The 25,012-nt window shown below is 39.3% G+C and carries 20 protein-coding genes; 6 read left to right on the forward strand and 14 right to left on the reverse strand.

Annotation, left to right across the window (positions count from 1 at the left end; all coding sequences use genetic code 11):
* Window positions 1-135: 135 nt before the first annotated feature.
* Genes G6N06_RS06715 through G6N06_RS06725 form a run of 3 tightly spaced genes read right to left on the reverse strand, consistent with a single transcriptional unit; the run spans window position 136 to window position 4,434 of the window.
* Entirely contained in the window at window positions 136-1,707 is a 1,572-nt protein-coding gene (locus G6N06_RS06715) for a citrate lyase subunit alpha (RefSeq protein ID WP_163515304.1), read from the reverse strand.
* 9 nt (window positions 1,708-1,716) lie between these two features.
* Window positions 1,717-2,931, reverse strand: coding sequence for an aldolase/citrate lyase family protein (locus tag G6N06_RS06720; protein WP_163515305.1), 1,215 nt, complete (start codon window positions 2,929-2,931; stop codon window positions 1,717-1,719).
* 18 nt (window positions 2,932-2,949) lie between these two features.
* On the reverse strand, window positions 2,950-4,434 hold the full coding sequence (locus tag G6N06_RS06725; protein ID WP_163515306.1) for an SLC13 family permease: 1,485 nt from the start codon (window positions 4,432-4,434) through the stop codon (window positions 2,950-2,952).
* A gap of 169 nt (window positions 4,435-4,603) precedes the next feature.
* On the opposite strand from G6N06_RS06725, the gene G6N06_RS06730 reads away from it, so the two are divergent.
* From G6N06_RS06730 to G6N06_RS06740, 3 genes are all read left to right on the forward strand, one after another.
* Window positions 4,604-6,133, forward strand: coding sequence for a BT2802 family ribose utilization protein (locus G6N06_RS06730; RefSeq protein ID WP_163515307.1), 1,530 nt, complete (start codon window positions 4,604-4,606; stop codon window positions 6,131-6,133).
* 385 nt (window positions 6,134-6,518) lie between these two features.
* Window positions 6,519-7,076, forward strand: a complete 558-nt coding sequence (locus G6N06_RS06735) for a porin family protein (RefSeq protein WP_163515308.1) — start codon at window positions 6,519-6,521, stop codon at window positions 7,074-7,076.
* A gap of 322 nt (window positions 7,077-7,398) precedes the next feature.
* A complete protein-coding gene (locus G6N06_RS06740) occupies window positions 7,399-8,202 on the forward strand; it encodes a class I SAM-dependent methyltransferase (RefSeq protein ID WP_163515309.1) in 804 nt (267 codons plus the stop codon).
* A 286-nt stretch (window positions 8,203-8,488) separates the two neighbouring features.
* Here the strand turns inward: G6N06_RS06740 and G6N06_RS06745 are convergent, their stop codons facing one another.
* The 5 genes from G6N06_RS06745 to G6N06_RS19855 form a co-directional block, all read right to left on the reverse strand.
* Window positions 8,489-10,213 (reverse strand): glycoside hydrolase family 10-like protein, encoded by a 1,725-nt coding sequence (locus G6N06_RS06745; protein ID WP_308469747.1) that lies wholly within the window; start codon window positions 10,211-10,213, stop codon window positions 8,489-8,491.
* A gap of 165 nt (window positions 10,214-10,378) precedes the next feature.
* Entirely contained in the window at window positions 10,379-11,200 is an 822-nt protein-coding gene (locus tag G6N06_RS19710; protein WP_205334734.1) for a GIY-YIG nuclease family protein, read from the reverse strand.
* A gap of 880 nt (window positions 11,201-12,080) precedes the next feature.
* Window positions 12,081-12,389 (reverse strand): transposase, encoded by a 309-nt coding sequence (locus tag G6N06_RS20115; protein ID WP_163515311.1) that lies wholly within the window; start codon window positions 12,387-12,389, stop codon window positions 12,081-12,083.
* An 85-nt stretch (window positions 12,390-12,474) separates the two neighbouring features.
* Complete coding sequence (locus G6N06_RS20120; protein WP_371865817.1) at window positions 12,475-12,675, reverse strand: NADPH-dependent FMN reductase family protein; 201 nt, start codon at window positions 12,673-12,675, stop codon at window positions 12,475-12,477.
* A complete protein-coding gene (locus G6N06_RS19855) occupies window positions 12,669-12,935 on the reverse strand; it encodes a flavodoxin domain-containing protein (protein ID WP_240337997.1) in 267 nt (88 codons plus the stop codon). The genes G6N06_RS20120 and G6N06_RS19855 overlap by 7 nt, the downstream gene beginning before the upstream one ends.
* Window positions 12,936-13,626: 691 nt before the next feature.
* Here G6N06_RS19855 and tyrS point away from each other — a divergent pair.
* The gene (gene tyrS / locus G6N06_RS06765) at window positions 13,627-14,832 is read left to right on the forward strand and encodes a tyrosine--tRNA ligase (protein WP_163515312.1); all 1,206 of its coding nucleotides are present in this window, start codon (window positions 13,627-13,629) and stop codon (window positions 14,830-14,832) included.
* Between the two features lie 275 nt (window positions 14,833-15,107).
* On the opposite strand, the gene G6N06_RS06770 is transcribed toward tyrS, so the two are convergent.
* On the reverse strand, window positions 15,108-16,334 hold the full coding sequence (locus tag G6N06_RS06770) for a C40 family peptidase (RefSeq protein ID WP_163515313.1): 1,227 nt from the start codon (window positions 16,332-16,334) through the stop codon (window positions 15,108-15,110).
* A 410-nt stretch (window positions 16,335-16,744) separates the two neighbouring features.
* Here G6N06_RS06770 and G6N06_RS06775 point away from each other — a divergent pair, with 410 nt between their 5' ends.
* Window positions 16,745-18,133: an MATE family efflux transporter gene (locus G6N06_RS06775; RefSeq protein WP_163515314.1), complete on the forward strand. Its 1,389-nt coding sequence runs from the start codon at window positions 16,745-16,747 to the stop codon at window positions 18,131-18,133.
* Window positions 18,134-18,237: 104 nt separating this feature from the next.
* Here the strand turns inward: G6N06_RS06775 and G6N06_RS06780 are convergent, their stop codons facing one another.
* Complete coding sequence (locus tag G6N06_RS06780) at window positions 18,238-18,561, reverse strand: hypothetical protein (RefSeq protein WP_163515315.1); 324 nt, start codon at window positions 18,559-18,561, stop codon at window positions 18,238-18,240.
* A 336-nt stretch (window positions 18,562-18,897) separates the two neighbouring features.
* On the opposite strand from G6N06_RS06780, the gene G6N06_RS06785 reads away from it, so the two are divergent.
* Entirely contained in the window at window positions 18,898-19,836 is a 939-nt protein-coding gene (locus tag G6N06_RS06785) for an N-acetylmuramoyl-L-alanine amidase (protein ID WP_240337998.1), read from the forward strand.
* A gap of 278 nt (window positions 19,837-20,114) precedes the next feature.
* On the opposite strand, the gene G6N06_RS06790 is transcribed toward G6N06_RS06785, so the two are convergent.
* From G6N06_RS06790 to G6N06_RS06805, 4 genes are read right to left on the reverse strand one after another with little or no spacing between them, the layout of a single operon-like run.
* Entirely contained in the window at window positions 20,115-21,866 is a 1,752-nt protein-coding gene (locus G6N06_RS06790; protein ID WP_163515316.1) for an AMP-dependent synthetase/ligase, read from the reverse strand.
* A 19-nt stretch (window positions 21,867-21,885) separates the two neighbouring features.
* On the reverse strand, window positions 21,886-22,944 hold the full coding sequence (locus G6N06_RS06795; RefSeq protein ID WP_163515317.1) for a CaiB/BaiF CoA transferase family protein: 1,059 nt from the start codon (window positions 22,942-22,944) through the stop codon (window positions 21,886-21,888).
* On the reverse strand, window positions 22,944-23,378 hold the full coding sequence (locus G6N06_RS06800) for an acyl-CoA thioesterase (protein ID WP_163515318.1): 435 nt from the start codon (window positions 23,376-23,378) through the stop codon (window positions 22,944-22,946). The genes G6N06_RS06795 and G6N06_RS06800 overlap by 1 nt, the downstream gene beginning before the upstream one ends.
* The gene (locus G6N06_RS06805) at window positions 23,378-24,583 is read right to left on the reverse strand and encodes an acyl-CoA dehydrogenase family protein (protein WP_163515319.1); all 1,206 of its coding nucleotides are present in this window, start codon (window positions 24,581-24,583) and stop codon (window positions 23,378-23,380) included. The genes G6N06_RS06800 and G6N06_RS06805 overlap by 1 nt, the downstream gene beginning before the upstream one ends.
* Between the last annotated feature and the right edge of the window lie 429 nt (window positions 24,584-25,012).

A 25,012-nucleotide genomic window follows, 5' to 3' on the forward strand; every position in this document is an offset into this window, starting at 1 on the left:
TCAAATCATCACTTGGATTAACAATCAATTGATTATTATGGCTTTAATAGTATTTATTTTAATTGTTTTTATATTTATAAATAACTTTTTATATAGTATTTTAAATCAATAATTAAGTAAATGATAAAACAAAATTTATCTGCCTGGATTAATAACCCTTCTGACGGAATCAATTACAGTACCGTCAACCCATTTAATCACCGCAACAACCTCTTCTCCAAATATTGGTTTACTCGGAACACCACAAATTCGTTCCGCTTCATCTTTTAATTCATAGATTGATTTAATTGGCAATCCAGAACCCTTTGTTTTCTCAATCAAATCTTTTCGCAAAGGATTAATAGCAATACCTCTTTCCGTTATTATAACATCAATCAATTCCCCTGGACCACAAACGGTTGTGACACGATCCTTAATTACTGGTATTCTATCACGAAATAAAGGGATAGGTAAAATTGTACATTTAGAAAAAAGACAGTTTTGCCAACCACCTAAACCATGTAATAATAGACCGTCTGAATGGGTAGCCACATTTCCATTAAAATTGACATCCACTTCGGTGGCTCCCAAAACAACCACATCTACCAGTTGAGCGAAATTGCCTTTGCCGTGAAAATTATAACTTGTAAATGGACTGGTATCAGCATGATTAGGATTTAGCCTCATCGAATTCACGCCATCTAAATCGAAAGTCTGTCCATCCAAAATGAAATCTAACAAATTATCCCTTAACATATTTACCAAAAACTTATTACTGCCACCTCTAGCAAAGCGTGCCTTTATTCCTTTTCTTTTTAGAATTTCTGCAAAATAAAAACTAACAGCCAAAGATGTTCCGCCAGCTCCTGCCTGAAAAGAAAATCCGTTTTTGATTATTCCTGCCTGTTCACAAAAACGAGCTGTCAGTTTAGCAAGAAATAATCGATCGGGACTTTTTGTAATTGCTGTGGTTCCAGATAATATCCTTTCGGGCAAACCAATCTTATCTACTTTTACAACATAATCAACATTGTTACCTTGAATTTGCCAAGGCAAACAAGGAAAAGGCACTAGATTATCCGTTACAACAATAACTTTATTGGCATATTGAGAATCTGCTAACGCAAAACCCAACAAACCGCAAGCAGAAGGCCCATCAACACCATTAGCATTTCCAAAGCTATCTGCTGTTGGTGCTGCAATTACAGAAATATCTATTTGGACCTCACCATCTTGAATAGCTTGATATCGTCCTCCATGAGACCGTAGAACGCCCACGCCTTTCATTTTTCCGTGTGAAACATATTCCCCGAGCGCTCCATTTAGACTACCCTCTATATGGTGGATTGTACCATTGTCTAAGTATTTGATCAATTTAGAATGGCATTCAAATGAAGCCGAAGGAAACCATATCAAATTTTTTACGTTTAATTCGGAAGCAATTTCAAATATCCTATTAGCAATTAGATCCCCGTTTCTAAAATGATGATGTGTAGAAACTGTCATCCCATCTCTCAATCCGGATTTAATTAACGCTTCTTTTAAACCTTGAATCAACTTATTTCCATCTTCAGGAAAGTCAATGCATGTAGCAACTTTAGGAGCATGTTTAAAGCCTTCAGGTCTGTGCTTGTTAACTCCTTTGAAAGGAATCACATTCATATTATTTACAGTACTAGGCACCTCTCTATCAAGAGAATTAATAAGCATCATATTTTCTCGTTTCATTCTTCATAGTTATTTACATGTCCAATTTTCATCTAACCTACCTAATTCAATTGCATGTTTAATTATATGTTTTGCTTTTTCAACTACCGGAACGTCAATCATTTTAGTCCCCAACGAAATAACGCCCAATCCTTTTTCAATCGCCAAATTATATGCGACAATAATCGATTTAGCTTCTTCAATTTCATCATCAGAAGGCGCGAAATATCTTCTAATAATCTCAATCTGTCTCGGATGAATACATCCCATGCCTTCAAAGCCTAAAGACTTGGATGCAAGTACATTTTCCTTTAACCCCTCCAAATCTTCTACATCACTAAAAACTGAGTCTATAGGCTGAATTCCAAAGGCTTTACATGTTGTAATAATTTGTGACCTTGCAAAAAGTGATTCTATACCTAAATGGGTTCTACTTACGCCCAGATCAGCTGTTAAATCTTCCAATCCAATAGCAATTGCAACGATCGTATTTGAAGACTTAGCTATTTCTACAATGTTTAAAACACCTTTAGCGCTTTCAATTATTGGCATTAACCAAACGGGATTGATTGTTTTTGATTTTTTCTGAATCATTTCTATATGACCTACAATTGTTTTGATCTGAACTTCATTTTCACACTTAGGAATTAATATAACATTTACATTATGAGGAATTAAATATGGCAAATCCTTTAACCCTTCTGGAAATTGATTTATCCTAACCATTCTTTCTGCACCTAAAAAATTCAAACTTCTAAGAGCATTTCTCACTAAAAAACGTGCTTCATGCTTCTTTAAATATGCCACAGAATCTTCTAAATCCAAGATGACACCGTCAGGCTGATGAATTCCAGAATTAATCATTAGGCTAGGTGTATTACCAGGCAAATACAACCTTGTAATTCGATTCCGCTTTTTATTGGTTATCAACGTGTTCTCAGTAATCAGCTCTTGTAAAAACTCCTTATCTGAAGCTTTCGATTGCTTTATAACAGACTCAAGCCTAGCTGCTATAACAAAATCTAAAGCGCCACTATCTTCGATATCTAGTACCGCATGTTTTACTTCAAAATAATCAAGAATCTTAAGACATAATAACCTTATATGTTCGCCATAAATCGATTCAACCTTGCTAGACAAGGTCAGTTTTATGCCTCCTTCAGTCTTTAATTCAAAAGTCATAAAACAATCAGATCTCACTTTTTCACCTCTATTTCCAGCAGAAAACCTATTGATTTCTTCCATAATAATATGATTAATGTTTTACACTTGCGATGCCCAAGTAGGCAATTCCAATTCAATACCAAGCCATGGAATAATCACAAAATAAAATACCAATGGCAGCATTAACAAAATAATTAAATTTAACCAAAAACCACACTTTATCATCTCTGGAACTGAGACTCGATTACTTGCAAAAACTACAGTATTTGGTCCAGTAGCGGCTGGCATCATAAAGGCACATGAACAAACTACCGTTGCCGGAATCATAAAAAGTAATGGATTCATATTTGCTGCTAGAGCTGTACTTGCCAAAATAGGAAGAAGAATGTTAGCACTAGCGGTATTAGAATTAAACTCTGTAAAAGTCAAAACAAAAGCTATAACAACAATAAGAATGGTAAAAAAGGAAAAATTACTAACAAAATTGAGCTGACCACCCAACCAATTTGCTAAGCCAGTAGCATCAAATCCATTAGCAACAGCATAACCACCACCTACAATGATAACCACACCCCAAGGAACCTGTTTGGCTTCTTCCCAATTTAATAACTTTCTATCTTTATTTGCGGGAACAATAAACAGCAATATCGCCGAAGCCATTGCAATAGTCCCATCATGTACTCGGTCGGAAATTCCTAAAATTTCAGTCCAACCATAAACATGAAATTCTCCTATATAAATTGCATCTTTAAATACCCAAGCAAAGACAGTTAAGACAGCGATATACAAAACTCGTTTTTCCCCTGACTTGATGTGACCTAAATCTATTAACTCTTCCCTAACAACATTTAAATTATCACTTAATTTGCCCTTTATTTTAAAGTATTTTATAATAAACAGCCAAAAAATCGGTAAAAAGATGAAGACTACTGGAACGCCAATTTTCAACCATTTAAAGAAATTGAATGTCGGAGCTTCGGGGAAAAGCTTTTCAAATATTCCTATAAAAATCATATTGGTTGGAGAACCTATTAAGGTGGCAAGCCCTCCTATGGATGCCGAATAAGCAATGGACAGCATCAAGGCAGGTGCGAAATCGTTTTTGCCGCCAGTTATATTTTCGTCCTTCTCAATAATTGACAGACCTATGGGCAACATCATTAACGCCGTTGTAATATTAGCTATCCACATTGATACAAATGCCGTAGCAACCATCATACTTAATATTATCCTCGAACGGCTGGTACCGAAGAAAGTGAGTATTTTTAATGCTATCCTTTTATGTAAGTTCTGAACTTCTATAGCTTTAGCTAAGAAAAAGATTGCCAAAAACATGAGAACATAGTTGTGTCCGTAATTTGAAGAAGTTTCTGAGGGTGAAAGAATATTAAAAAATGGAAACAAAACAAGTGGAACAAATGCAGTCACATAAACGGGTACAGCTTCTGTAATCCACCAAACACTCATGAGCACAACTACAGCTGCAGTCCCTTTTGCTTCATAGCTCATACCTTCTGGCGTTGGCAAAAGTTGAATAATAATAAAAAGTGAAAAACCGAGAACTATTCCAATATTTTTTTTCAAAGCGCCTATATTTATTCTCAAATTTATCAGAATTAAATTACCATATTCATCAAAAAATTAACTAATTTCATATACTCAAAATCATTCTTTAATTTCTAAAGAACTATATACCAGCACTTTGCAAGGTAAATGCGATTAAAATATTATATATCTAAAATAAATTTTCGAAATGACGAAATCAGAATCATTAATTTATCTTATAAACTCATTAACAAAAGCTGAAAAAAAATCAATAAGTAGTTCTTTGTTATACTCAACATCGAACTTTGAGAAACTATATCATATCATCCTTAATAAAAAAAATAGTACCTCTGATTCAGTTAGAAAGGATTATAATATGATTTGTAAAGGGACTTCATTTGAAACTTCAGTAATTTATCTTCATAATTTTTTACTCAATGCCATCTTAGATTTGAGAAAAAATCAAGATCTGAATTTCTTATTATTTGATAATATTTCCAAGGCGCGAATATTATTTGAAAAATCTCTTTATAAAGAATGTTTTAAACTATTAAAAAAGACCAAAAACCTGGCTTTAAAACACGAATATCAATACGCTTTTCTTTTATCATCTCGTCTTGAATTAGATTATCTCCTCTCTTTAAACTATCCTGAAATAGACGAAAACACATTACTTAAAAAACAATTTAAACTGAACGAAGCGTTACTGACTATTCAAAAAGCAAATCAACTTTCATCTTTATTAGAACTGTTGAAACATAGATCTGTTTATGTAGGAAACGCTAGAACAGAATTACAAAAAAATAAGCTCAATGATCTAGTCATGAGTGAAATGAGTATCATCAATTCATTTACTAAAGAAAATGTAGAAATTGATAAGTTACATCAACTTTTTCAGGCAAATTATTTAATTGATGTAGGAGATTTTAAATCGGCTCAACGATCATTTTACGAACTAAATTCGTTAATGGAGAAAAATAAACATTTATGGTCTGAGCCTCCAATTTATTATTTATTTACCTTAGAAGGAATTTTAGACACCTTGAGATTCCAGCGAAATTATGAAGGCATGACTTATTTTATTGAACAATTAAAAAAGCTTCAAGGGGCTCATCAATATTTTAATTTAAGAATTCAATGCACTATATTTCTTTATGAATTAATACCATTGCTTGATAATGGCGATTTTGCTTCCGGCTTAGAAAAAATGAAATTGAGTGCTAAAGATTTAATTAAAAATGAAAACCTTCTTAGTCTATCTCAAAATGCTGAACTCAAATTGCACATGTCTTTAATTTATTTTGGTTTGGGAGAATTTAAAAAAGCTCAAAAAATTCTAAATAAAATTTTATTTGCGAGTAGAGATTACACGCAACTTCCACTTTATAGAACTATAAGATTAGTGAATTTATTGATATTATATGAGATGAAGGATTTTGAATTTATAAAGTATGAATCTCGAACTTTAAATAGAGAAATACAAATGGCAAAAAAAAGCTATAAAATAGAAAGGGAGATTATTAAATTTGTAAATAAGCACAATCTACCATACTTAAATTCAAAACGCTCAAAACTTTGGTCTGAAAAAGAAGAAAAATTCAAACTTATTTCTAAAGATATTTACGAGAAACAAACCTTGAAGTATTTTGATTTTCTAATCTGGATAGAAAGTAAAATCAAGAGAGTTAAATTATGCCACTTATTATCTGCTAAAGCAAATTCCGACATAGTAAATTAATATAAATTACACAATTAAGCTTTTATACTATCGATGGTTTGAAACCCTTATAAACACTGGGCTTACCGATTTATAAGCTGCCTTCATAACCTGGAGATCCGGGGTTCAAGTCAAGATTTTACTGTTTGACAATCAGGCAATTAAATTATTCTATCGTTTCCACTATTTATTACCATAAAGAACCATAAATCCTAATTCAAGGTGGGCTATTTTTTAAAAGTTAAGCATAAATCCTTAGGAGAACTTATTGACCTGACAGCAAATAATCGTCACAACCTATAGACTGTCAAACACTTGAAGCAAGATTCAAAAAAAGATATCATGGCACCCCTTTTTGGAATAATTTTTGAACAATTGATTGGCTTTAATCTTTAAACAATCAATTATGAAAAAACTTTTATTATTATCAACGTTTGTTGTTTTCGGACTCTCTACGTCTATTAAAGCCCAAAATGTAGATTTTGGATTAAAAACAGGTCTTAATATGGCCAACTTAACGGGAGGTGATGCCGATAGAAACAATCTCTTCAGTTTTCACGTGGGTGGATTCACCGAATTTAAAATAAGTGATACCTTCTCGCTTCAACCAGAACTGTTATACACCAGACAAGGTTCGGAAGTAGAGAATTCATTAAAAGTCAAAGTAGATTATCTTGCCATTCCGTTGATGGCCAAATATTATCTGACGGAGAAGCTCAGCCTGGAAGCAGGGCCGCAGCTTTCATTTTTAATCAATGACAAAGCCGAGTTTGACGACAGCAGCATCCCTGATGCTGAGACGGATGCCTCAAGTTTTGATTTCGGACTTAATATAGGCTTGGGCTATGCCATTACTTCCAATGTATTTACGCAAGCGCGCTACAACTACGGGGTGACTACGGTTGCGGAAAACCCGGATATCAAGAATAGCGTCTTTCAAATTTCATTGGGCTATAAATTCTAAGAAATCCCACATTTCATCCCAAAAGGCATCTTATCAGTAAGGTGCCTTTTTGATTTAAATGTCTTGTGATTTAGGAGGTTTTCTGCCCACACCATATTTAGTTTATAGCACTGCAAATTGCGCTTTACTGCCCTCACCTTCCCTTGGTCGTCTTATTTAAAAGCGTCTTAAACAAAGGGACTGTTTTATCTTCATAACAAGCGCCTGATCCTTCTCTCGCACTTGTCCATCAAAACACCAGGGACCACAAACCTCGAACTATCTTTCAATCCGAGTGGAATACACTTATATTTGAGGCAAAAATTTAAGGGTCATAAGAAAGATGAAAAAAGGAAAGATCTCAAACTTACTACGTCAACTCGGGTTAATATATCCGGCAGATTGGGCGCGTTATTATTTGGAGAGGTTTAAAAACAGGAAGGTTAACAAGCGTTTTAAATTAGAGCATCCTCATGTTAAGTTACCGCCAGATTACCTATTATATGAATCCTTTCAGATCAATTATCAGAAATATTACACCGGGAGTATGGAGACCGTTAAGTGGTTGAAAAACCATTTTGAGAAACATATTGAATTAAAGGATAAACGGATACTGGATTGGGGATGTGGCCCTGGTCGGATCATTAGACATCTACCACAGATCATCGGCAATAGATGCGACTATTATGGGACCGATTATAATAAAAGATCGATTGATTGGTGTTCAAAAAACTTGCCCGATATTCACTTCAACAACAATTCGCTGAAGGCCCAATTACCCTACGATGACCATTTTATGGATATCATCTATGGCATCTCAATTTTCACCCACCTTTCTGAGCAACTCCATTACGATTGGTACCATGAGCTATATCGAATTTTAAAGCCCAAAGGCATCATGTTCCTAACGACGCATGGCGATAATTACAAGGTCAAACTAACAGATCCAGAAATGAACACCTACAACAATAACCAACTGGTGGTGAGGGGAAAGGTAAAAGAAGGCCATAGGACCTACACGACGTTTCAACCCAAGGCATTTATGGAAAAACTATTCAGCAATGTTGAGATTTTAGAGCATATCGAAACAAAACCTGAAGCTGGATCATGGATACCGCAAGATATTTGGATCGTCAGGAAGCATTAACGCCACATTTTCCTAACATATATATCTATAAAAGGATGGCATTCTTTATCAATTGTATGCACTGAATAGCATCCTAAAACAGTCCGCCATCGCCAATAAACCACCTCGGGGCTCGTCCGACCGGCAGGGGCGGTCAAAGCCCAAGAGGTATTCAAATTCCAATAAAAACAAAACGAAGTAGAGCCTCGGGGAATTAAACCCGAAGATCCCGCTTTTCAGCGGGATTAGTTCAACTATCAATTTTTAATGCATTGCTTGGCAATTTTTAAAAATTGAGTTTCACTAATTAAAACGCGCCAAACAACTTTGCCTCTATTTCAATTTCGTTGAAGCTGCTCTGATTGCCGCTTTTATTTACCGCAGTCACACCAATACTCGTCAGCAGATCCCTACTCTCCAGTTCGTCCAAATAGAGGGACAGTTCAAAACTGTTTTTAGTCTTGTCCAAGATGATATATTCCCAAGTATCGGCATATTTATAGAACACCACCCAATTAAAAACCGAGGATGATTCTGCATGGTTCCAAGAAACAACCACCTTATCGCCATTAATCAGGGCGTCCACCACTGGGGCTTCCGGTAGTTGGTCATTCAGCCAAGGACTCGCCGGCACCAAGGCCTGTTTTTTATACGGACCCTCCACCAAGGCTTTTGAAAGGTTTGGATATTTCAATAACGGACTAATACTCCAATGTGCAGTGCCTTTACTTTCGGCAGCCATTCCACGCGTCAACATGATCTGATTGATGGTTTCGTCCACATTGGCGGCATCCCCGCCATAATCGATCCTGAGGCCAGGCCATAAGTGTCGGTTCTGGGTGTTTTCGGTTTCCCACCACGACAATAATACGGGGAAGCTTTGACCAACCTGATCGATTTTCCAATACAACTGAGGTGTGAAATAATCAATCCATCCTTCGTTCAGCCATAGCTTGGCATCTGCATAGAGTTCGTTGTATTGATCCATGCCTGTAATGGATTGCGGATAACCTGGTCGCCAGATGCCAAACGGACTGATCCCAAATTTCACTTCCGGCTTTTCAGCTTTTATTTCCTGATAGATGCGCTTTACAAATCTGTTGACGGCCGCTCTTCGCCAATCGGGCTTGCTGAGCTTTCCTCCTGACTTTAAATAGCTCTGATAACTTTCGGTATCGGGAAAGTCCTGCCCTCCGTTATAGGATGCATAAGGGTAAAAGTAATCGTCAAAATGAATCCCATCAATGTCGTATCTTTTTACGATATCCATGACCACCGCCGAAGAATGATCTTGTGTGGCCTTTTTGGATGGATCCATCCACCACATGCCATTCTTTAAGCCCACCATCAATTCCGGATGTGTTTTTACCAAGGATTTCGGGACCAGGTCGCCACCGGTACTGTGGTGGGAGCGATAGGGATTCAACCAGACGTGCAGTTCCAATCCGCGTTCGTGGGCCGCTTCTATCCAAAACTGAAGTGGGTCATAATAAGGCGACGGCGCTTTCCCCACTTCACCGGTCAGAAAGAAAGACCAGGGCTCGAAATGGCTTGGATACAGGGCATCCGCTTGGGGTCTGGCCTGAAAAATGACTGCATTGTAATTATGGGCCTTTAAAAAGTCGAGTAATCTTAAGGCCTCGTCCTGCTGTTGTTTGGTGGACAGACCGCGCTTACTTGGCCAATTGATGTTCGCCACGGTTGCAATCCACGCAGCACGAAATTCGCGCATGACAAAGGGACTGTGATTGAATTGAGGAGCGATTTCGGTCTTTTCTTTGGATTCAATTGCATCCTTAACTTCTACTTTAACTTCTTTATTGATCTCTTTATTGATCTCTTTCTTGAGGTCTTCCTTGAAGTCTTCCTTGACTTCTGCGTTGGTTGCAGGGCGTGACGGTTTGGTTGCAGGAAGTGATGATTTGGGTTTTGCAACCACCCGTGGAACTTCTCTTTTTGGAAGCGAAGGTCGTGAAACCACCTTGGGCGATTTACAGGAATGAAAGGCTACAACAAGAAAAAGGAGTAGCAAAACCGATTTAATTTTAAGCGACATAGGGTTAGGGAAATATTTCGGCAAATTATACACTTTAATTCCAGCATTCAAAATCTATTAACAAAAGAGAACGACCGGAATCCCAGTATATGGGGTTGGTGATAAAAACAATTGAAGTAATACGGATAGGAACAGCCGTTGTTAACGATCTCCTCGTGCAATTTCCTTGCACTTATTCCGCAACATTCTGACGTTATTGATAACGCCTGGGTTTCCAGCAATATTTAACAAAGGCATGTGTTCTTTGATCAACTTGGCCTCTACTGCTTTCAGATCGGTGTCGGTGGCTATCCAATTAACTATCAAATGCTCTTCCATCCACTGTACAATCTCCTGCTCATGATCAGGAGCAAACTTATAATTGTTCTGATTGCTCTTCCCTATCAATGAACCTTTCTCTGGCACGTATCCAAGGACAGCTCCCATGGTCCTAAAAAAAGTACCGTGTCCTATGGCCCGTAGTTCTTCCTCTAAAAACCTTTTCCGTAAACTTTTGGACGCATGGCCGATATACATCAGGGTATCGTTTCGTTCTGCCAAGACATTTAAAAACACAGTATCCAAGGCCTTGATGTCCTTGATGCGCACGGCATAAAGTCCCGGTGCCTCTGGAATGTTCTGCTCACAGTCTGCAATAGATTTAAAGTTCTTTTCATTGATGAGCACTTTCATCATCAAGTTATCATCCAACACTATTTTCTTTACGGGCACTTGCTTTTGTTTGGGTGTCGATTTTTTGGGAATGATGCCCGTTGTACTTTTTAAACCAATCAAGTTATTGGTCCTACTGAACAGATGCGGATAGTTTTTAATACGAGCTCCCACCTGACTGCTTTTGAGGTCAGACCCATCCTTCTTACTGTACCAGCTGTTTGCATTTAAAATTTTGGTGATTTCTGGAACTGTTAAGGACTTACCTCCTGCTTGTAATAACACTTGTTGTATGGCTTCGTGTAGGGTCATAATTTAAAACACTTGATTATTTAAACTTTTTTTAGGGAAGCGGACCCCATGATTTCAATTTTTATCTAAAAGCCCAAGGCTTACCTTCTCCAATTCCATTCGCTACGGCAGCGCCCCAGGCCGCATGGAATTTGTACGCGACATATTAGCTCCGTTCATATAGTGACAGCGTTCCATTTTACGCTTCTGATTGAATTATCATATTCATTTCCAAGCGTTTATCCATTGCCAATTCGGTCCTACAGTTTTTGTAGGTACAGGTCTTGAAACAAGCTTTGGGGATTTGTATGGATTTAGTGCTACAGTAAGGCACATGTCTATTAAAACAGATAAATTTTGTACACTATTAGGGTGAGGGGGTAAAATTAGGGAAAATTTTGAACTTTAAATCCTGTGGGAAAAAGTATTTAGGGTTTGTGAGGGATTTCTGCAAAACAAAACTTTGCCTTTTTCTGAAATTTCAAACCACAAAGGACCAAAGATCTTTTTGTTCGGACTGAAATGTCTGTTATGCGAATTATTCTTCAACTCTAATATTAATAAGAATATTCTCTAATGTTTTCGATTTTTCAATTATTCGCTTTTAACTGATTATTACTCATGAATAAAATTTATCCTCCTTCCAGTTTTTTGGATTATCCACAATATACTGGGCTATCTTTTGATACGACAGGTCATTTCGAATGACATGATCATGGAATCGGGATTGCCACCCAAATGCCGCAACGCTTTTCTTGATTTCGAATGTGCATCGTCCCTTATACCATCGGATGATTCGTGAAATGTTATCGTGAAACATCGGGTTTTTGTTGCCGGTGATGCCACCGGGGGATTTTGGTGATGGCGCGGATGGCGCGGATGGCGGCGGTAGAGACGCGATTTATCGCGTCTCTACCGCGGACGACGAATACCCCATTTTATCAATCGCCAATATCCCATGGACATGGTTGGGCATGACCACAAAATTTCCCAATGCCACATACGGAAATTGTTGTGGGATTTGCATCCAAACGTCATGGGCTACCTGCCCCGATGCATTCAATACCATTTTTTGATCATTTATATTCCCAAAAAACCATTTGCGATCCTGGGTGCAAATGGTAATAAAATAGGCGGCATCAGACCCGTAATCACAATTCGGCATTCGTGCCGATGGTATGCGGTATTTATTTCGGAATTTTTTGGTCATTTTTTTAGTTCATTGTTCATTTATAAGGCTGAATCTCATTTGGGATCCATAATTGGAAGATGACAGACATCGACAGTTCTACGTCCTAAGTCTTTCGGTTTTTTGAAAACGATGCTACCAAATCCCGCGCAAATTGTTTTATCTTTTCTTTGTCTTTGGGCTCAGGTGCGAGATTTATTTTTAGCGGATCTGCGCCTCGTATGGCATGGGTTTTTTCGAATTGTTTATCAAAATCGTCCACAGAAGGACAGAATTTATCGTAAATCAGATCTCCCGACCCTAGCACTCCAAAGATCTTTCCTGTGAGATCGACCTCCTGGAGATCATAAAAAAGTCTTCTGCTTCTTCTGGTAAGGCACCATCAGATCCGTAGGTATAGGTGGCCATGACACAGATGTCATTCTCCAAATATTCCGCGGGATACACCTCTGTACATTCCCTTATAAGTACTTCAACCTGATGTTCTCTTAGGTCGGCTGCCAAGATTTCAGCAATTCCTTTGGTGGTGCCGGTAAAGCTTGCGTAAACGACTAATGCCTTGATCATCTTTTTTTGAATGTATACGTTCACATGGTATTAAAGAGATTAAAGTTAGTAAAAACAGATCAGGATAGATTGTGCGATGTCAAGTATTCACTAATCCGTAGTCTGGCGAAATAGATTGCCAGTTTCTTATATCAATGTAAATCAAAAGCAGTCCATGTTATTTGGGCATGGTTTGAGTTCAGACTAAAGAACATAGAGAATAGAATAAAGATACAAGATGCAGGAGTCACGAGCCAAGATGCGGGATGCGAGATGTAAGAGTCAAGATTTAAGACCTATAAATTTGTATGTCCACTACATTCCACAAAAATGCAAACAAGAAACGAGCCTGCCCGTGCGCCTGCCCGCCCGCCTGCCCGACCGTAGCGAAGTGAAGGCGGGTAGTGAAGCGAAGGCGGGTAGCGAAGCGAAGGCGGGCCTGCCCGTCCGTAGCGCAGCGAAGGCGGGAAACAAAACAACCCGCACGTTTATCTTTAAACAGCTTGTTTATCCTATATTATTCCCTAACTTTGCCCCCGAAATGAAATTTTTGAACCACATATTACGCCTTCCGTATTTCAGCACTTATTATATTTCTAATACTTGCTCGGATAGGTTATATACATACGTGAAATTGATTTAAACAAATTATATATAGTAACATACCTAAGGCCCGAGCATTTTGCTCGGGCTTTTTTTATTTAATAATGATATGGAAACAGTAAACAGATTAAAAGAGAACGTAGACATTATTCTACCAGAAAATGGGTTGGACCAGAAGTTGGAACAGGCGGAAAAAGAAGGCAGGAAACTCATCATCAAACTTGGGTTTGACCCCACCGCCCCCGATTTACATTTGGGTCATGCCGTGGTACTGAAAAAACTAAAGGAGTTTCAGGACTTAGGTCATCAAATTGTTATTTTGGTGGGCGATTTTACCGCCAGAATCGGTGATCCGACCGGGAAGAATAAAAGTCGCCAACCCTTAAGCAACAACGAGGTAGTTAAGAATGCCGAAACCTATATCGCCCAACTATCCAAGATCATTGATGTTGAAAAAAGCAAGATCGTTTTCAACTCCGATTGGTTGGACCAACTGTCCTTTTCTGAAATCATTCAGATTTTATCAAAAGTGACCGTGGCGCAATTGATGCATCGCAAGGATTTCAATCAGCGGTTTACCGAAAATACGCCCATTGCCATGCACGAGTTGGTGTACCCTATTTTACAAGGCTATGACTCTGTAAAAATTGACTGCGACATTGAAATGGGTGGCACCGACCAACTCTTTAACTGTACCATGGGGCGGCAATTGCAACAAACCTACGGTATGGAGCCACAAACGGTCATGTGTATGCCTTTGTTAAGAGGTTTGGACGGGAAAGAAAAGATGAGCAAATCGCTACACAATACCATCGGTTTGACCGACGCCCCCAATGAGATGTTTGGAAAAACCATGTCCATGCCCGATACGCTAATTACAGAGTTTTTGGAGTTGACCACCGACTTTTCCCTCGAAGAAAAGCAGGCCTTAAAAGAGCGGTTGGCCGTCGGAGAGAACCCCATGAATCTTAAAAAAATCATCGCTAAAAACATCATTACCCAATACCACAGTCCGCAGGAAGCGCAAGATGCTGAAGATTTTTTCACCAATCAGTTTCAAAATAAAATATTTGAAGAGAAAGCATTTGAGCCTGTTTCCATAGCGTCCATGACTTCCGAAAACGGCAGCCTTAGTCTGATTGATTTATGCAGCCATTTAAAGGACGATTTGAGCAAATCCGCTCTCAGACGACTCATTGAAAGCGGTGCCATACAAATTGACACCAAAAAAATGACCGATCCTTACCAACGTATTCCGCTAAAAAAAGATTTACGGATCAAGGTGGGGAAACGCGGGTTTTATGAGCTGAGGTAGTGGGGAGTGGTGAGTGGGGAGTTTTCTTCCTACCATTTTACGGCACACCTCTGGAAGCTGATTTCAGTATAAACAAAACATGGGGCTTGGGATTGATTTAGTTAATGATAGAATTAGGTCGGCCAGATGCCCTGAATGGACCGTTCGGTTTTGTGAAAAGATCCTATGACCGAGTTCAAAAAAAAATGCTCCTCATTGGGAGCATTTTACTTTATCATACTATTGGAGTTTCTTATGAGGTCAACTCAACCTGCCAATTGTTTCTGACTGGAACCTTATTTCTTAAGAGGTTGTGCCTCTGACTTGTCCATGAAAATATCAGTTTCGGCGAGGTACGTAAGCCCTGGGCCTTTTTGGTCATGGATTCTTTTGGTTCGGAGGTAGCGGTCGTAATTGTATTTGTCAAAATCGTCAGCGGTCGTATCCATATTGCTGATATGGACATCGCCCATGGCATGGATGAATTTGTTATCGCCTATCCACATACCCACATGAACTACTCTTTCCTTTGAGGTATCGGTTGCTTTCTTTCCAAAGAACAACAGGTCTCCAGGAACTAGGTTTTCAAAATTTTTGGTCGAATCGACTAATTCGCCCGTATGGATTTGTTGCGAGGCATCTCTCGGAATGATCAAGCCGTTCAGGAAAAAGACGGTTTTCGTAAATCCGCTACAATCCATCCCCTTAGGAGAAGTACCACCCCATAGGTACGGCGAGCCCATCATCTTTTTGGCGGAAGCCACCAAGTCTTCCTCCGATTGGTCGACAGATGCCACCCACACCAAATAAGGTTTGGCCTTGTCTTTTTCTATAAATGCCTTTTTGCCATCAGGATATTTGATTTCATAAAATCCATTTCGTTCGCCCACTACCTCAATAATATTACCGGCCACCAAATCTGAAACCACCTGGCTATTAGGGTCGGGGTTTTGATAAGAAGAACCATAGGGATTTAAATAAATGAGTTTATCGGCGGCTTTCCACGCGGCAAATTCGTCATCGGTCAAACTCACGATCCCGCCATTATCTACCCAAGAGATATAACCTTCCGGAGTTTGGATTAAGCTCCACCCACCTGTTTTCTTTAATATTGTTAAGGGTGTGCCCAACATGGCCTGGGTAACCAATTCAGCCGAATGGGTTCCTTTTCCTCTTAAATTGGCAACGGATATTTTCACAAGTCCGTGGGTCTTCTCCTCTTTTGCCATTGGGAGTACCTGAATACTGTCGGTATAAGAAAGACCTTCGGCATCTAATTTCTCTTTTAATGCGTTGACGGCATCTGGTAAATTCGATTCGCCTTTTAAGATATAGGTGTCATTGGATTTTTTTGCGTCCACATCAAACAAGGCCACTCTCTTATCTGGAGCATAGGCGTTTCTTATTTCTGAAATATAGACTTCAGCTTGATTCTCCTCCTTCTCTTCTGTCTTTTTAGTGCAAGACGCCAATATTAAAAGTCCAATGAGGCTTAATAGATTAATTTTTTTCAACCGATTCATTCTAATAAATTTAATTGATTTTATAGTTAACACTTGTATTTCAGATCCATACCCTTTGGAACAGACATTTTTCTTTAATACAGCTCTTTATACCTCGGGCAATATAATGCTTTTTTATAAATATCCTCGGGGCAATCCCTCGGGTGTGATACCTTGGATCCTGTTATCCCTATAGCCATTGGGAACTGAATTAACCTGCTTGTCGCCAGGCAGGCTCAACCACCAAAGATACTCATTTTATATGCGATAACATTCCCCAATTAATATGTCCACAACCCCAAGCAATATATCCACCGAAGGATTTGTATCAATTGGTTTTTGACTTCAGATCTGAACTTATGACCTTATTATTTTAACTATTAAGACTAATTTAAGCGGCACATCGAAAAGGTTGTTATAATTTTGCAGGAATGAGTTCCACAACTAAAAATAAGTTTACCGAAGGAAATATATTTAGCTCGCTATTGAGTTTGGCGCTGCCCATTATTTTCGCCAATATTCTTCAGTCCGCCTATCAGCTCATCGATACGTTTTGGTTGGGAAGGCTGGGTGCCGATGCGGTTGCTGCAGTGAGTCTTAGTTTTCCTTTGTTATTTCTGGTCCTTTCAATTGGCTCAGGACTTACCTTGGCCGGTACCGTTATGGTGGCGCGCTACCAAGGTGCCAATAACCGGAAGGCGGTGGATTTCAGTTCGTCACAAAGCGTCTTTTTGATCTTTTTAACGTCCATCGTTTTGGCTATCCTAAGTTATTTTGCATCAGGGCCCTTAATGAAAATCATCGGCGCCGGACCGGATATCATAGAGGATTCAGTCACTTATTTCAAAGTCTCTTCCCTCGGCTTTGTTTTCCTATTCCTCTTTTTTATTTTCCAATCGCTTATGCGTGGCATCGGAAACGTGATGCTTCCTGTTTATATTGTGTTGTTCACGGTGATCCTCAATGCGGGATTGGATCCCCTATTTATCTATGGCTACGGTCCGATTCCGGGATATGGGGTGGCGGGAGCGGCGGTGTCAAGCGTCATTACGCAAGCTATTGCGGCTACAATCGGATTATTCATTCTTTTTAGGGGCAAACATGGTATTACCATTTCCTTGTCGTCCATGTATTTCAATATGGAAAATCTAAGAAGAACCTTCACCATTGGTTTTCCAGCAAGTATTGAGCAATCCACTCGGGCTCTTGGAATGACGTTTATGATGGTGATCGTGACCAGTTTTGGAAGTGATATTGTAGCGGCCTACGGCATTGGTGCACGAATGTTGAGTTTTATAGTGGTGCCCGCATTGGGACTTGGCATTGCCACGACTTCCTTGGTAGGCCAAAACATTGGGGCCCTAAAGATCAAACGAGCTGAAAAAGTGGCCAATCTGAGTGCCAAGGTGGCCTTCTTCGGGTTTACCGGTATGGGACTGATCATGTTCTTGGTAGCAGAACCCTTAACGGCATTCTTTATTCCCGATGACCCCCAAGTCATCCGAGACGGAGCGCTGTTCATTAAGATCATGTCCACGAGTTTTGGTTTTCTCGGTCTGCAACAAGTGATGAACGGCACCTTTAATGGCGCTGGATTTACCAAAGCCTCCATGTTTATTTCCATCTTGGGCCTATGGGTGGTGCGGTTTCCATTGGCCTATATTCTTTCATATATCCTTGAAATGGGACCGGTGGGAATTTGGTGGGCCTTCCCCATCTCCAATCTTATTGCCGGTACGGTGGCCTTTATTTATTACAAAACTGGGTATTGGAAAAAACGGGTGATCAGGGATCGGAGCTTTTTAACGGCGCATGAATAATAATATCCTGGATTTATGTTTCACTACAGATTGTTGGTGGAAAAGACCAACAATGGCCCAATAATTAACAGAAGTTCGGGTCCTGATTGTCCAGAATTTACAGACTATTCGACGCTTTGCAACCAGCGTTGCACATAATCGTCATTTCGCGCATACCATTGTGTATTCATGGCATAGGCAAATCCGTTGCGTTTAAACTCAAAGTCCCAGGTCCAGCGGTTCACCCCTTTTACATCTTTTAGGGCATTCGCTTTTTCAGTCTCGGTAAAATGCTCTGGTACTTTTAAAAACAGCGGCGTACTGATATCGAAAACCGTTTTTGAATGCGATTTCTTGCAGAACTTGTCTACTTCCGCATCGGATAGGTTTTTAATGGCAGCGGCGATTTTTTCTTGGATTTCGGTGTTGGAATAAATTCTTTGACTCATAATGGGGACTGAGATTATATGGGTTGATTTAAATAAATGGACTTCCCAAGTGGATCCCGGATGAGCTCAAATATTTGGTAAAAGTAAGCATATATATTTGTGGTTTTCTCTACAACTTATGATTAATTGATTATTTAAGGCTTTTGATGTGGGAACGAGTAAAAGTGCGCTGGGTAAATAACTTAGCTATGGTTAGAATTATTGATAGGAAACACTATCAACGGCTGAGGCGGGGCAGATTTCTAAAACTTAGATGGAGTAAGTTTGTAAATACAAAACGGATGACAGCATTTATCATTAATTTTGAAACCACAACCACTGAAAATATCATTACCAATGAAAAGAATAAACGCCATCATCTTATTATTTGCCATTGTTTCTATAATGGTTTCCTGTGCGGGAAATCCTTATGCACCCACAAATAGAGTACATAAAAAGCAGGCTAAGGCACTCAGTAAAGAATTAAAAGTCCTACCTCCACCTTCACCAGGGCCTAATGCCATGCAGAACTATGCAGAAGATTGGGTCGGCACTACAAACTTTAGCTTAAGACGCCCAAATATCGTGGTGATTCACCATACGGCTCAAAACTCTGTTGATCAGACGCTTAAAACCTTTACGTTGAAAAGAACCCAAGTGAGCTCTCACTATGTGATTGGAAGAAACGGTGAGGTGTATCATATGCTCAACGATCTTTATCGGGCTTGGCATGCTGGAAACGGCCAATGGGGCTCCAACACCGATATCAATTCCGCCTCTATTGGTATCGAATTGGACAATAATGGATTTGAAGCGTTTTCGCCGCTGCAGATGGCCAGTCTGCTGGAATTATTAGAAGACCTAAAAACCAAGTACAACATCCCGACGGCCAATTTTATTGGCCATTCGGATATTGCACCTACCCGTAAAAATGACCCCAATAGAACATTTCCTTGGAAATTACTTTCAGAAAAAGGCTTCGGATTATGGTATGATGAGCCGATTGCAGAATTTGGACACGATTTGGAGGACAGCAGTATGACACTCGAAGTCATAACTCCAGAACTCAGGATTGCAGTGACCGATTCGGTTACTACCACTACAACACCAGACTTGACTCCAGTATTATTGGATGTGAGCCCTCGGATTGCTCTAAAAATAATTGGTTACGACGTGACCGATCTCCCCGCGGCAATCAAAGCTTTTAAACTCCACTTTATACAAACGGAAGTCGATACTACATTAACAGATTATGATTTAAAAGTGCTCAATAATCTTTATAAGAAATATTTGTAAAGGACGAGATTTAAAGGAACTCCTTTTGGTCATTGAAAGAGCGCAAGTGAGATCTCAGTACTAGGACTTTCTTCTTTGCAATACCTCTGTATGGATTTAAAAACAAGAGATCTAGCATTGGATGGATGGACAAGCAAGTTTCGAGTTTGTCCGTTGTTCTAAACTTCGATATGTGATATTCAAAGTTCGATATTCGATATTTAAAACTTAATAAATCATCTTCCAGCCTTTGTTAATTCGCTTTGAATCTAATCAATTTCAACTTTCGCCCAGCACATCTAATCCGCATAAATTTTCGCGAAAAGCGCTTTATACTTTTCTTTGATCACTTTTCGTTTCAGTTTTAATGTAGGCGTCAGGTGTCCCGCCTCAACCGTCCATTCATCTGGGGTAATTTCAAACTTTTTGATCTTTTCCCAGTTGCCTAGGCTTTCGTTATAGTCATCAATATCTTCTTGAATTCTGGCGATAAGTTGGACATCTGTAGTGATATCTTTAATCTGATGATGATTCTTTTCTGCCCAATCGTTAACAGATTCATGATTCACCTGAATGAGTGCAGCAGGCATCTTATACCCTTCTCCTATCACCATAATCTGTTCTATAAAAGGCGATTGTTTCATGATGTTTTCAATGATGGCTGGCGCAATGTATTTTCCTCCTGAGGTTTTGAATATGGCTTTTTTCCGATCGGTAATCTTTAAAAATCCGTCCTCGCAGATTTCGCCAATATCCCCCGTATGAAAAAAACCATCTCTAAAAGCCTCGGCGGTATTCACCTCATCTTTATAATAACCTTTAAAGATATTCAGTCCTTTTAAAAGGATTTCACCATCTTCAGCGATTTTAACTTCCAAACTCGATATAACCTTACCGACGGTTTTTAAACGTGATTCTCCTTTTTTATAGCCATTTATAGAGATCACTCCAGAAGACTCTGTCATCCCGTAACCTTCATAAATGGGCAATCCGGCCGCGGTAAACACTTTAATCAATCGCTCGTGTAACGGTGCGGAACCTGATACCAAAAACCGTAACTCTCCTCCGAAAATCGCACGCCATTTACTGTAGATTAATTTGTCTGCTAGTTGAAGTTGCCAACCTCTTTTCTGATCGATTTCCGTACGTTCGGCAAGACGTACTGCCCAGAAGAATAGTATTTTTTTCAGACCTGAGAGCTCGTTGCCTTTCGCTATAATTTTATCGAATATCTTTTCGAGCAAACGGGGCACAATTGGAAGAAATGCGGGTTTTATCTCTTGTAAATTATCGACCAGTTTTTCTAAAGATTCTGCAAAATAAATTTCAAATCCCATATACTGGTAGTAGTACATGACCAAACGTTCAAAAACATGACTGATGGGCAAATAACTCACCATCGGGAGATGAGGCTCGTGTAAATTTAATAAGTCCTTACACAGGGTCGCCGTATATAACAGTTCTTCATGGGTAATCATCACGCCTTTTGGAACTCCAGTAGTCCCCGAGGTGTAAATAATAGTGGCGAGATGTTGTGGGGAGATGTTTGCTTTGCGCGCTTCAACTTCTGAATGATGAGCTGCGTTTTTTCCTAAGACTAATAATTTATTCCAGTTGTCATCAGAAACTGTATTATCAAAACTGAAAACTGAAGTGACCTGTGTGTTCTTTTGAACCGATTGTACTTTCTCGAATAAATCCTTATTGGAAACAAAACACAATTTCGAATCGGAATGGTTTAAAATAAATTCGTAGTCTTTTGAGGATAGGGTTGCATATAGAGGCACGTTGATAGCGCCAATCTGTAAAATAGCCATATCCAAAATATGCCATTCCACGCAATTCTTCTCCGTTACTATGGCAATCTTATCATCAACTTGAACCCCTAATGCCATTAAAGCATTACTGATGACAGCGATTTGTTGACAGTAGTCTTGTGTGCTTAAAGCCACCCATTGCCCATCAACTTTCGTATTGAAAGCTTTGTCTTGAGGACTATGCCGTAACTGATAGTCTGGCAAATCGAATAAGCGCGTGAGGTGTTTAGACATGATCTCCGAGATTTAGTAGTTAGCTATAGGTTTTAAATGGTGCCGCATAAGTTTTAATCGTTTTGTCCATGACCTTAGTGTCCATAAAAACTTGGCGTCCTTGAATATGCTTATGGTCGATAACTTCTTCTATTTCTAAGATTGGAGACAAGCAGGTGTCGTAATCTTTACTTAATCGTGCCCATTCGTCCCTTGTTTTGGTTTTAAAAAGCAATTCCAAATCCTTTTTGGGAAAGATGCCATCGATCAATTCCATATCTGTTTTTCTTTTCCAGTCTGGTTTATCCACCATCTCACAGAAGGCATTCCAAAATTTCGGTTCCAAAGCTCCCAAGGCCACCCATTTCCCATCCAAGCACTCATAAACATTATAGTTGACCAACATGCCACTTAAAATAGGTGATTTTTTATAAGAAGCACCGCCTTGGGACATACTGTGGGCAATGGCATTTAAAGGAATGGTGGCATCGAGCAAGCTAAGATCGATATACTGTGGTTTATTCTGTAATTTCTGAGCCAACAAGCCTGACGTACATGCCGAAAGCAGCATATATGATCCGCCGGCAATATCGGCGATTTGAAACCCGGGAATAACGGGTTTCCCTTGGCTATCCCTATTTAAATCCAAAAAGCCTGCCGTAGCCAAATAATTAATATCATGGCCGGCTTTGGTATGCAGATCTCCATTTTGTCCGTAGCCTGTAACCGAGACATAAACAATATTGGGGTTGGTTTTTTTTACCGTCTCAAAATCCAAATTAAAACTGGCCATGGCACCCGGACGAAACTGTTCGATCAACACATCGGCAGTGGCTATTAAATCGGTTATTTTCTGATAGCCTTCTTCAGTTTCATAATCGATAATGACCTGTTCCTTAGAATGGTTCATTGCATGAAACATGAGCGAACCATCTCCTATTTTAGGCTCGTAAAAACGGGTATAGTCCAAGCGTTTCGGGCTTTCTATTTTGATGACCTTAGCGCCCAATTGGCTTAATAAATGCGTGCCCAAAGGGCCTGGCAATAAGCGGGTAAAATCAATAATGGTAATCCCTTGAAGTGGCTTTGTTTCTTGCATTAATTTTCTATTTGATGGATCTCATCCATAATCGATTGAGGAATTGCAATTTTTTGTTGTTTGTTATAATCGACAATTACAACTTCGTGTGTTTGTATTGCAACCAATCGGTTTTGCTGGTTACTGAAAAAGTAAGATTTTAACACAAATCGATCGTCTTTAATGGCATCGGTCTTTGTTCCAATAATAATGGTATCCGGATACACCACAGGAGCAATATACTTTACCGATTGAAACCCTAAGATTGGTGCATAGAGCATCTTTTTAGGATCCTGATTTATAATAAAACCCATAGCTCTAAAATAATCCACTCGAGCGGTTTCTCCCCAACGTACATAATTTACATTATTCACATGTTGGTAGGCATCCATCTCCCCCCATTGCACAACAATAGTGGTTTGAATTTTAAAATCTGCTATAGTCACTTCCCGCATTATTTCTTTTTTTGCTGACGCGCGGCCTTCATTTGCGCAAACAACTCTTTAAATAGGCCTCTTGCCACCACTAATTTCATGATTTCATTGGTTCCGGCATAAATTCGTGCCACCCGATTATCGGCATACATTCTCGCGATAGGATATTCCCACATATAGCCATAGCCTCCAAAGAGCTGTAAACATTCGTCAACCACTTTACTGTGCATGTCGGTTGCCGAAAACTTGGCCATGGACGCACTTTCCGCGGAGAGTTTATGCTGTGCTAAATCTTCTGTACAACGGTCCACAAAAGCTTGATGAATCTGCAATTGTGCTGCAGCCTCGGCGAGTTTGAATTGGGTGTTTTGAAACCCTGCGATCGGCTGTTTAAAAGCTGTGCGTGTAGAGGTGTACGCTACAGTTTCTTCGATAGCACCTTCGGCACCTCCAATGGCCGCCAAAGCTACGGACAAACGCTCCCGCGCCAATTCCTTCATCATAATGACAAAACCTTCGCCTTCTTTGCCTAAGAGGTTCTCTTTGGGCACTTTGACATTATCAAAAAAGAGTTCGCAGGTGTCTTGTGCTTTCATTCCAATTTTATGGAAAGGCACTCCTTTTTCGAAGCCTTCCCATTTGCTTTCCATAATCAATAAGGACACGCCTTCTTCCGGAGTCCCTGAATTTGTTTTTACAGCCACAATGGCCATATCACACATATAGCCATTGGTGATAAATGTCTTTTGTCCGTTGACCAAATAATGGTCGCCCTTATCTACCGCTGTTGTGCGAAGGGCTTGCAAATCGGATCCACAATTTGGTTCCGTCATTCCAATGGCGGTGATTATTTCTCCAGTGGCCATAATGGGCAAATATTGCTGTTTTTGAGCCTCTGTTCCCCATTTTAATAGATAGGGTGCAATAATATCAGAGTGCAATGAAAATCCAGGACCACTGATGGCTTTTTTAGCTAATTCTTCAATGAACAACGCATTAAAACTAAAATCCAATCCAGAGCCTCCATAGGCTTCTGGCATATCTATGCAAAGTAAGCCCAGATCTCCTGCCCGTTTCCAGATGTCGCGACTCACCATGCCATCTTTTTCCCAAGCGTCCATTTGAGGCAAGATTTCATTGTTTATAAAATCCTGAATCATGCCCTGCATCATCTTGTGTTCTTCTGAGGCATATATTTTCCGTTCTAATAATACGTTTTGTAACATGGCTACTTTATTTAGTTATTCATTGATGTACGATAAAGAATCAAGACCGCTTCGCTTATACCTGTCTGCCGAACAGGCAGGGAACAATCCCGAAAGCTTTCGGGATGATTGTAACAAGGTGACAAACAGCTCTTGTTTAAATTATAATGCCCAAACACACTCCTATAAAAAGCGTTTTAAAAGTAAGGTATCAATTTGAAAACTCTGTATATCCATTACTTTAAAAGACTTTCTTAACTTTTTTTTGCATATCCTCAATTAATCCTAAAAAATTGAGATTGCTCATTTAAAATCCGAATAAGTATTGCCCCGGTCCTAAAGGGTGGCTTATTCTTAAATTAATTAATCATTTGAGATTTTTTGCTCCCTTTAGGGCGGGGCAAACAAAAAATCGGTATTGTATTTTCAGTTTTTAATTCTTATGACTAA

Source organism: Gelidibacter japonicus, from assembly GCF_010725055.1.
GTDB classification, from domain to species: Bacteria; Bacteroidota; Bacteroidia; order Flavobacteriales; family Flavobacteriaceae; genus Gelidibacter; species Gelidibacter japonicus.

Bases quoted from the DNA above. Each gene is read 5' to 3' on its own strand.
- G6N06_RS06790 (WP_163515316.1), bottom strand. From the start codon at position 21,866: ATGTCTAAACACCTCACGCGCTTATTCGATTTGCCAGACTATCAGTTA.
- G6N06_RS06805 (WP_163515319.1), bottom strand. From the start codon at position 24,583: ATGTTACAAAACGTATTATTAGAACGGAAAATATATGCCTCAGAAGAA.
- tyrS (WP_163515312.1), top strand. From the start codon at position 13,627: ATGGAAACAGTAAACAGATTAAAAGAGAACGTAGACATTATTCTACCA.
- G6N06_RS06795 (WP_163515317.1), bottom strand. From the start codon at position 22,944: ATGCAAGAAACAAAGCCACTTCAAGGGATTACCATTATTGATTTTACC.
- G6N06_RS06730 (WP_163515307.1), top strand. From the start codon at position 4,604: ATGACGAAATCAGAATCATTAATTTATCTTATAAACTCATTAACAAAA.
- G6N06_RS06785 (WP_240337998.1), top strand. From the start codon at position 18,898: ATGAAAAGAATAAACGCCATCATCTTATTATTTGCCATTGTTTCTATA.
- G6N06_RS06740 (WP_163515309.1), top strand. From the start codon at position 7,399: ATGAAAAAAGGAAAGATCTCAAACTTACTACGTCAACTCGGGTTAATA.
- G6N06_RS06800 (WP_163515318.1), bottom strand. From the start codon at position 23,378: ATGCGGGAAGTGACTATAGCAGATTTTAAAATTCAAACCACTATTGTT.
- G6N06_RS06720 (WP_163515305.1), bottom strand. From the start codon at position 2,931: ATGGAAGAAATCAATAGGTTTTCTGCTGGAAATAGAGGTGAAAAAGTG.
- G6N06_RS19710 (WP_205334734.1), bottom strand. From the start codon at position 11,200: ATGACCCTACACGAAGCCATACAACAAGTGTTATTACAAGCAGGAGGT.
- G6N06_RS06770 (WP_163515313.1), bottom strand. From the start codon at position 16,334: ATGAATCGGTTGAAAAAAATTAATCTATTAAGCCTCATTGGACTTTTA.
- G6N06_RS06715 (WP_163515304.1), bottom strand. From the start codon at position 1,707: ATGAAACGAGAAAATATGATGCTTATTAATTCTCTTGATAGAGAGGTG.
- G6N06_RS20115 (WP_163515311.1), bottom strand. From the start codon at position 12,389: ATGACCAAAAAATTCCGAAATAAATACCGCATACCATCGGCACGAATG.
- G6N06_RS06735 (WP_163515308.1), top strand. From the start codon at position 6,519: ATGAAAAAACTTTTATTATTATCAACGTTTGTTGTTTTCGGACTCTCT.
- G6N06_RS06775 (WP_163515314.1), top strand. From the start codon at position 16,745: ATGAGTTCCACAACTAAAAATAAGTTTACCGAAGGAAATATATTTAGC.
- G6N06_RS06780 (WP_163515315.1), bottom strand. From the start codon at position 18,561: ATGAGTCAAAGAATTTATTCCAACACCGAAATCCAAGAAAAAATCGCC.
- G6N06_RS19855 (WP_240337997.1), bottom strand. From the start codon at position 12,935: ATGATCAAGGCATTAGTCGTTTACGCAAGCTTTACCGGCACCACCAAA.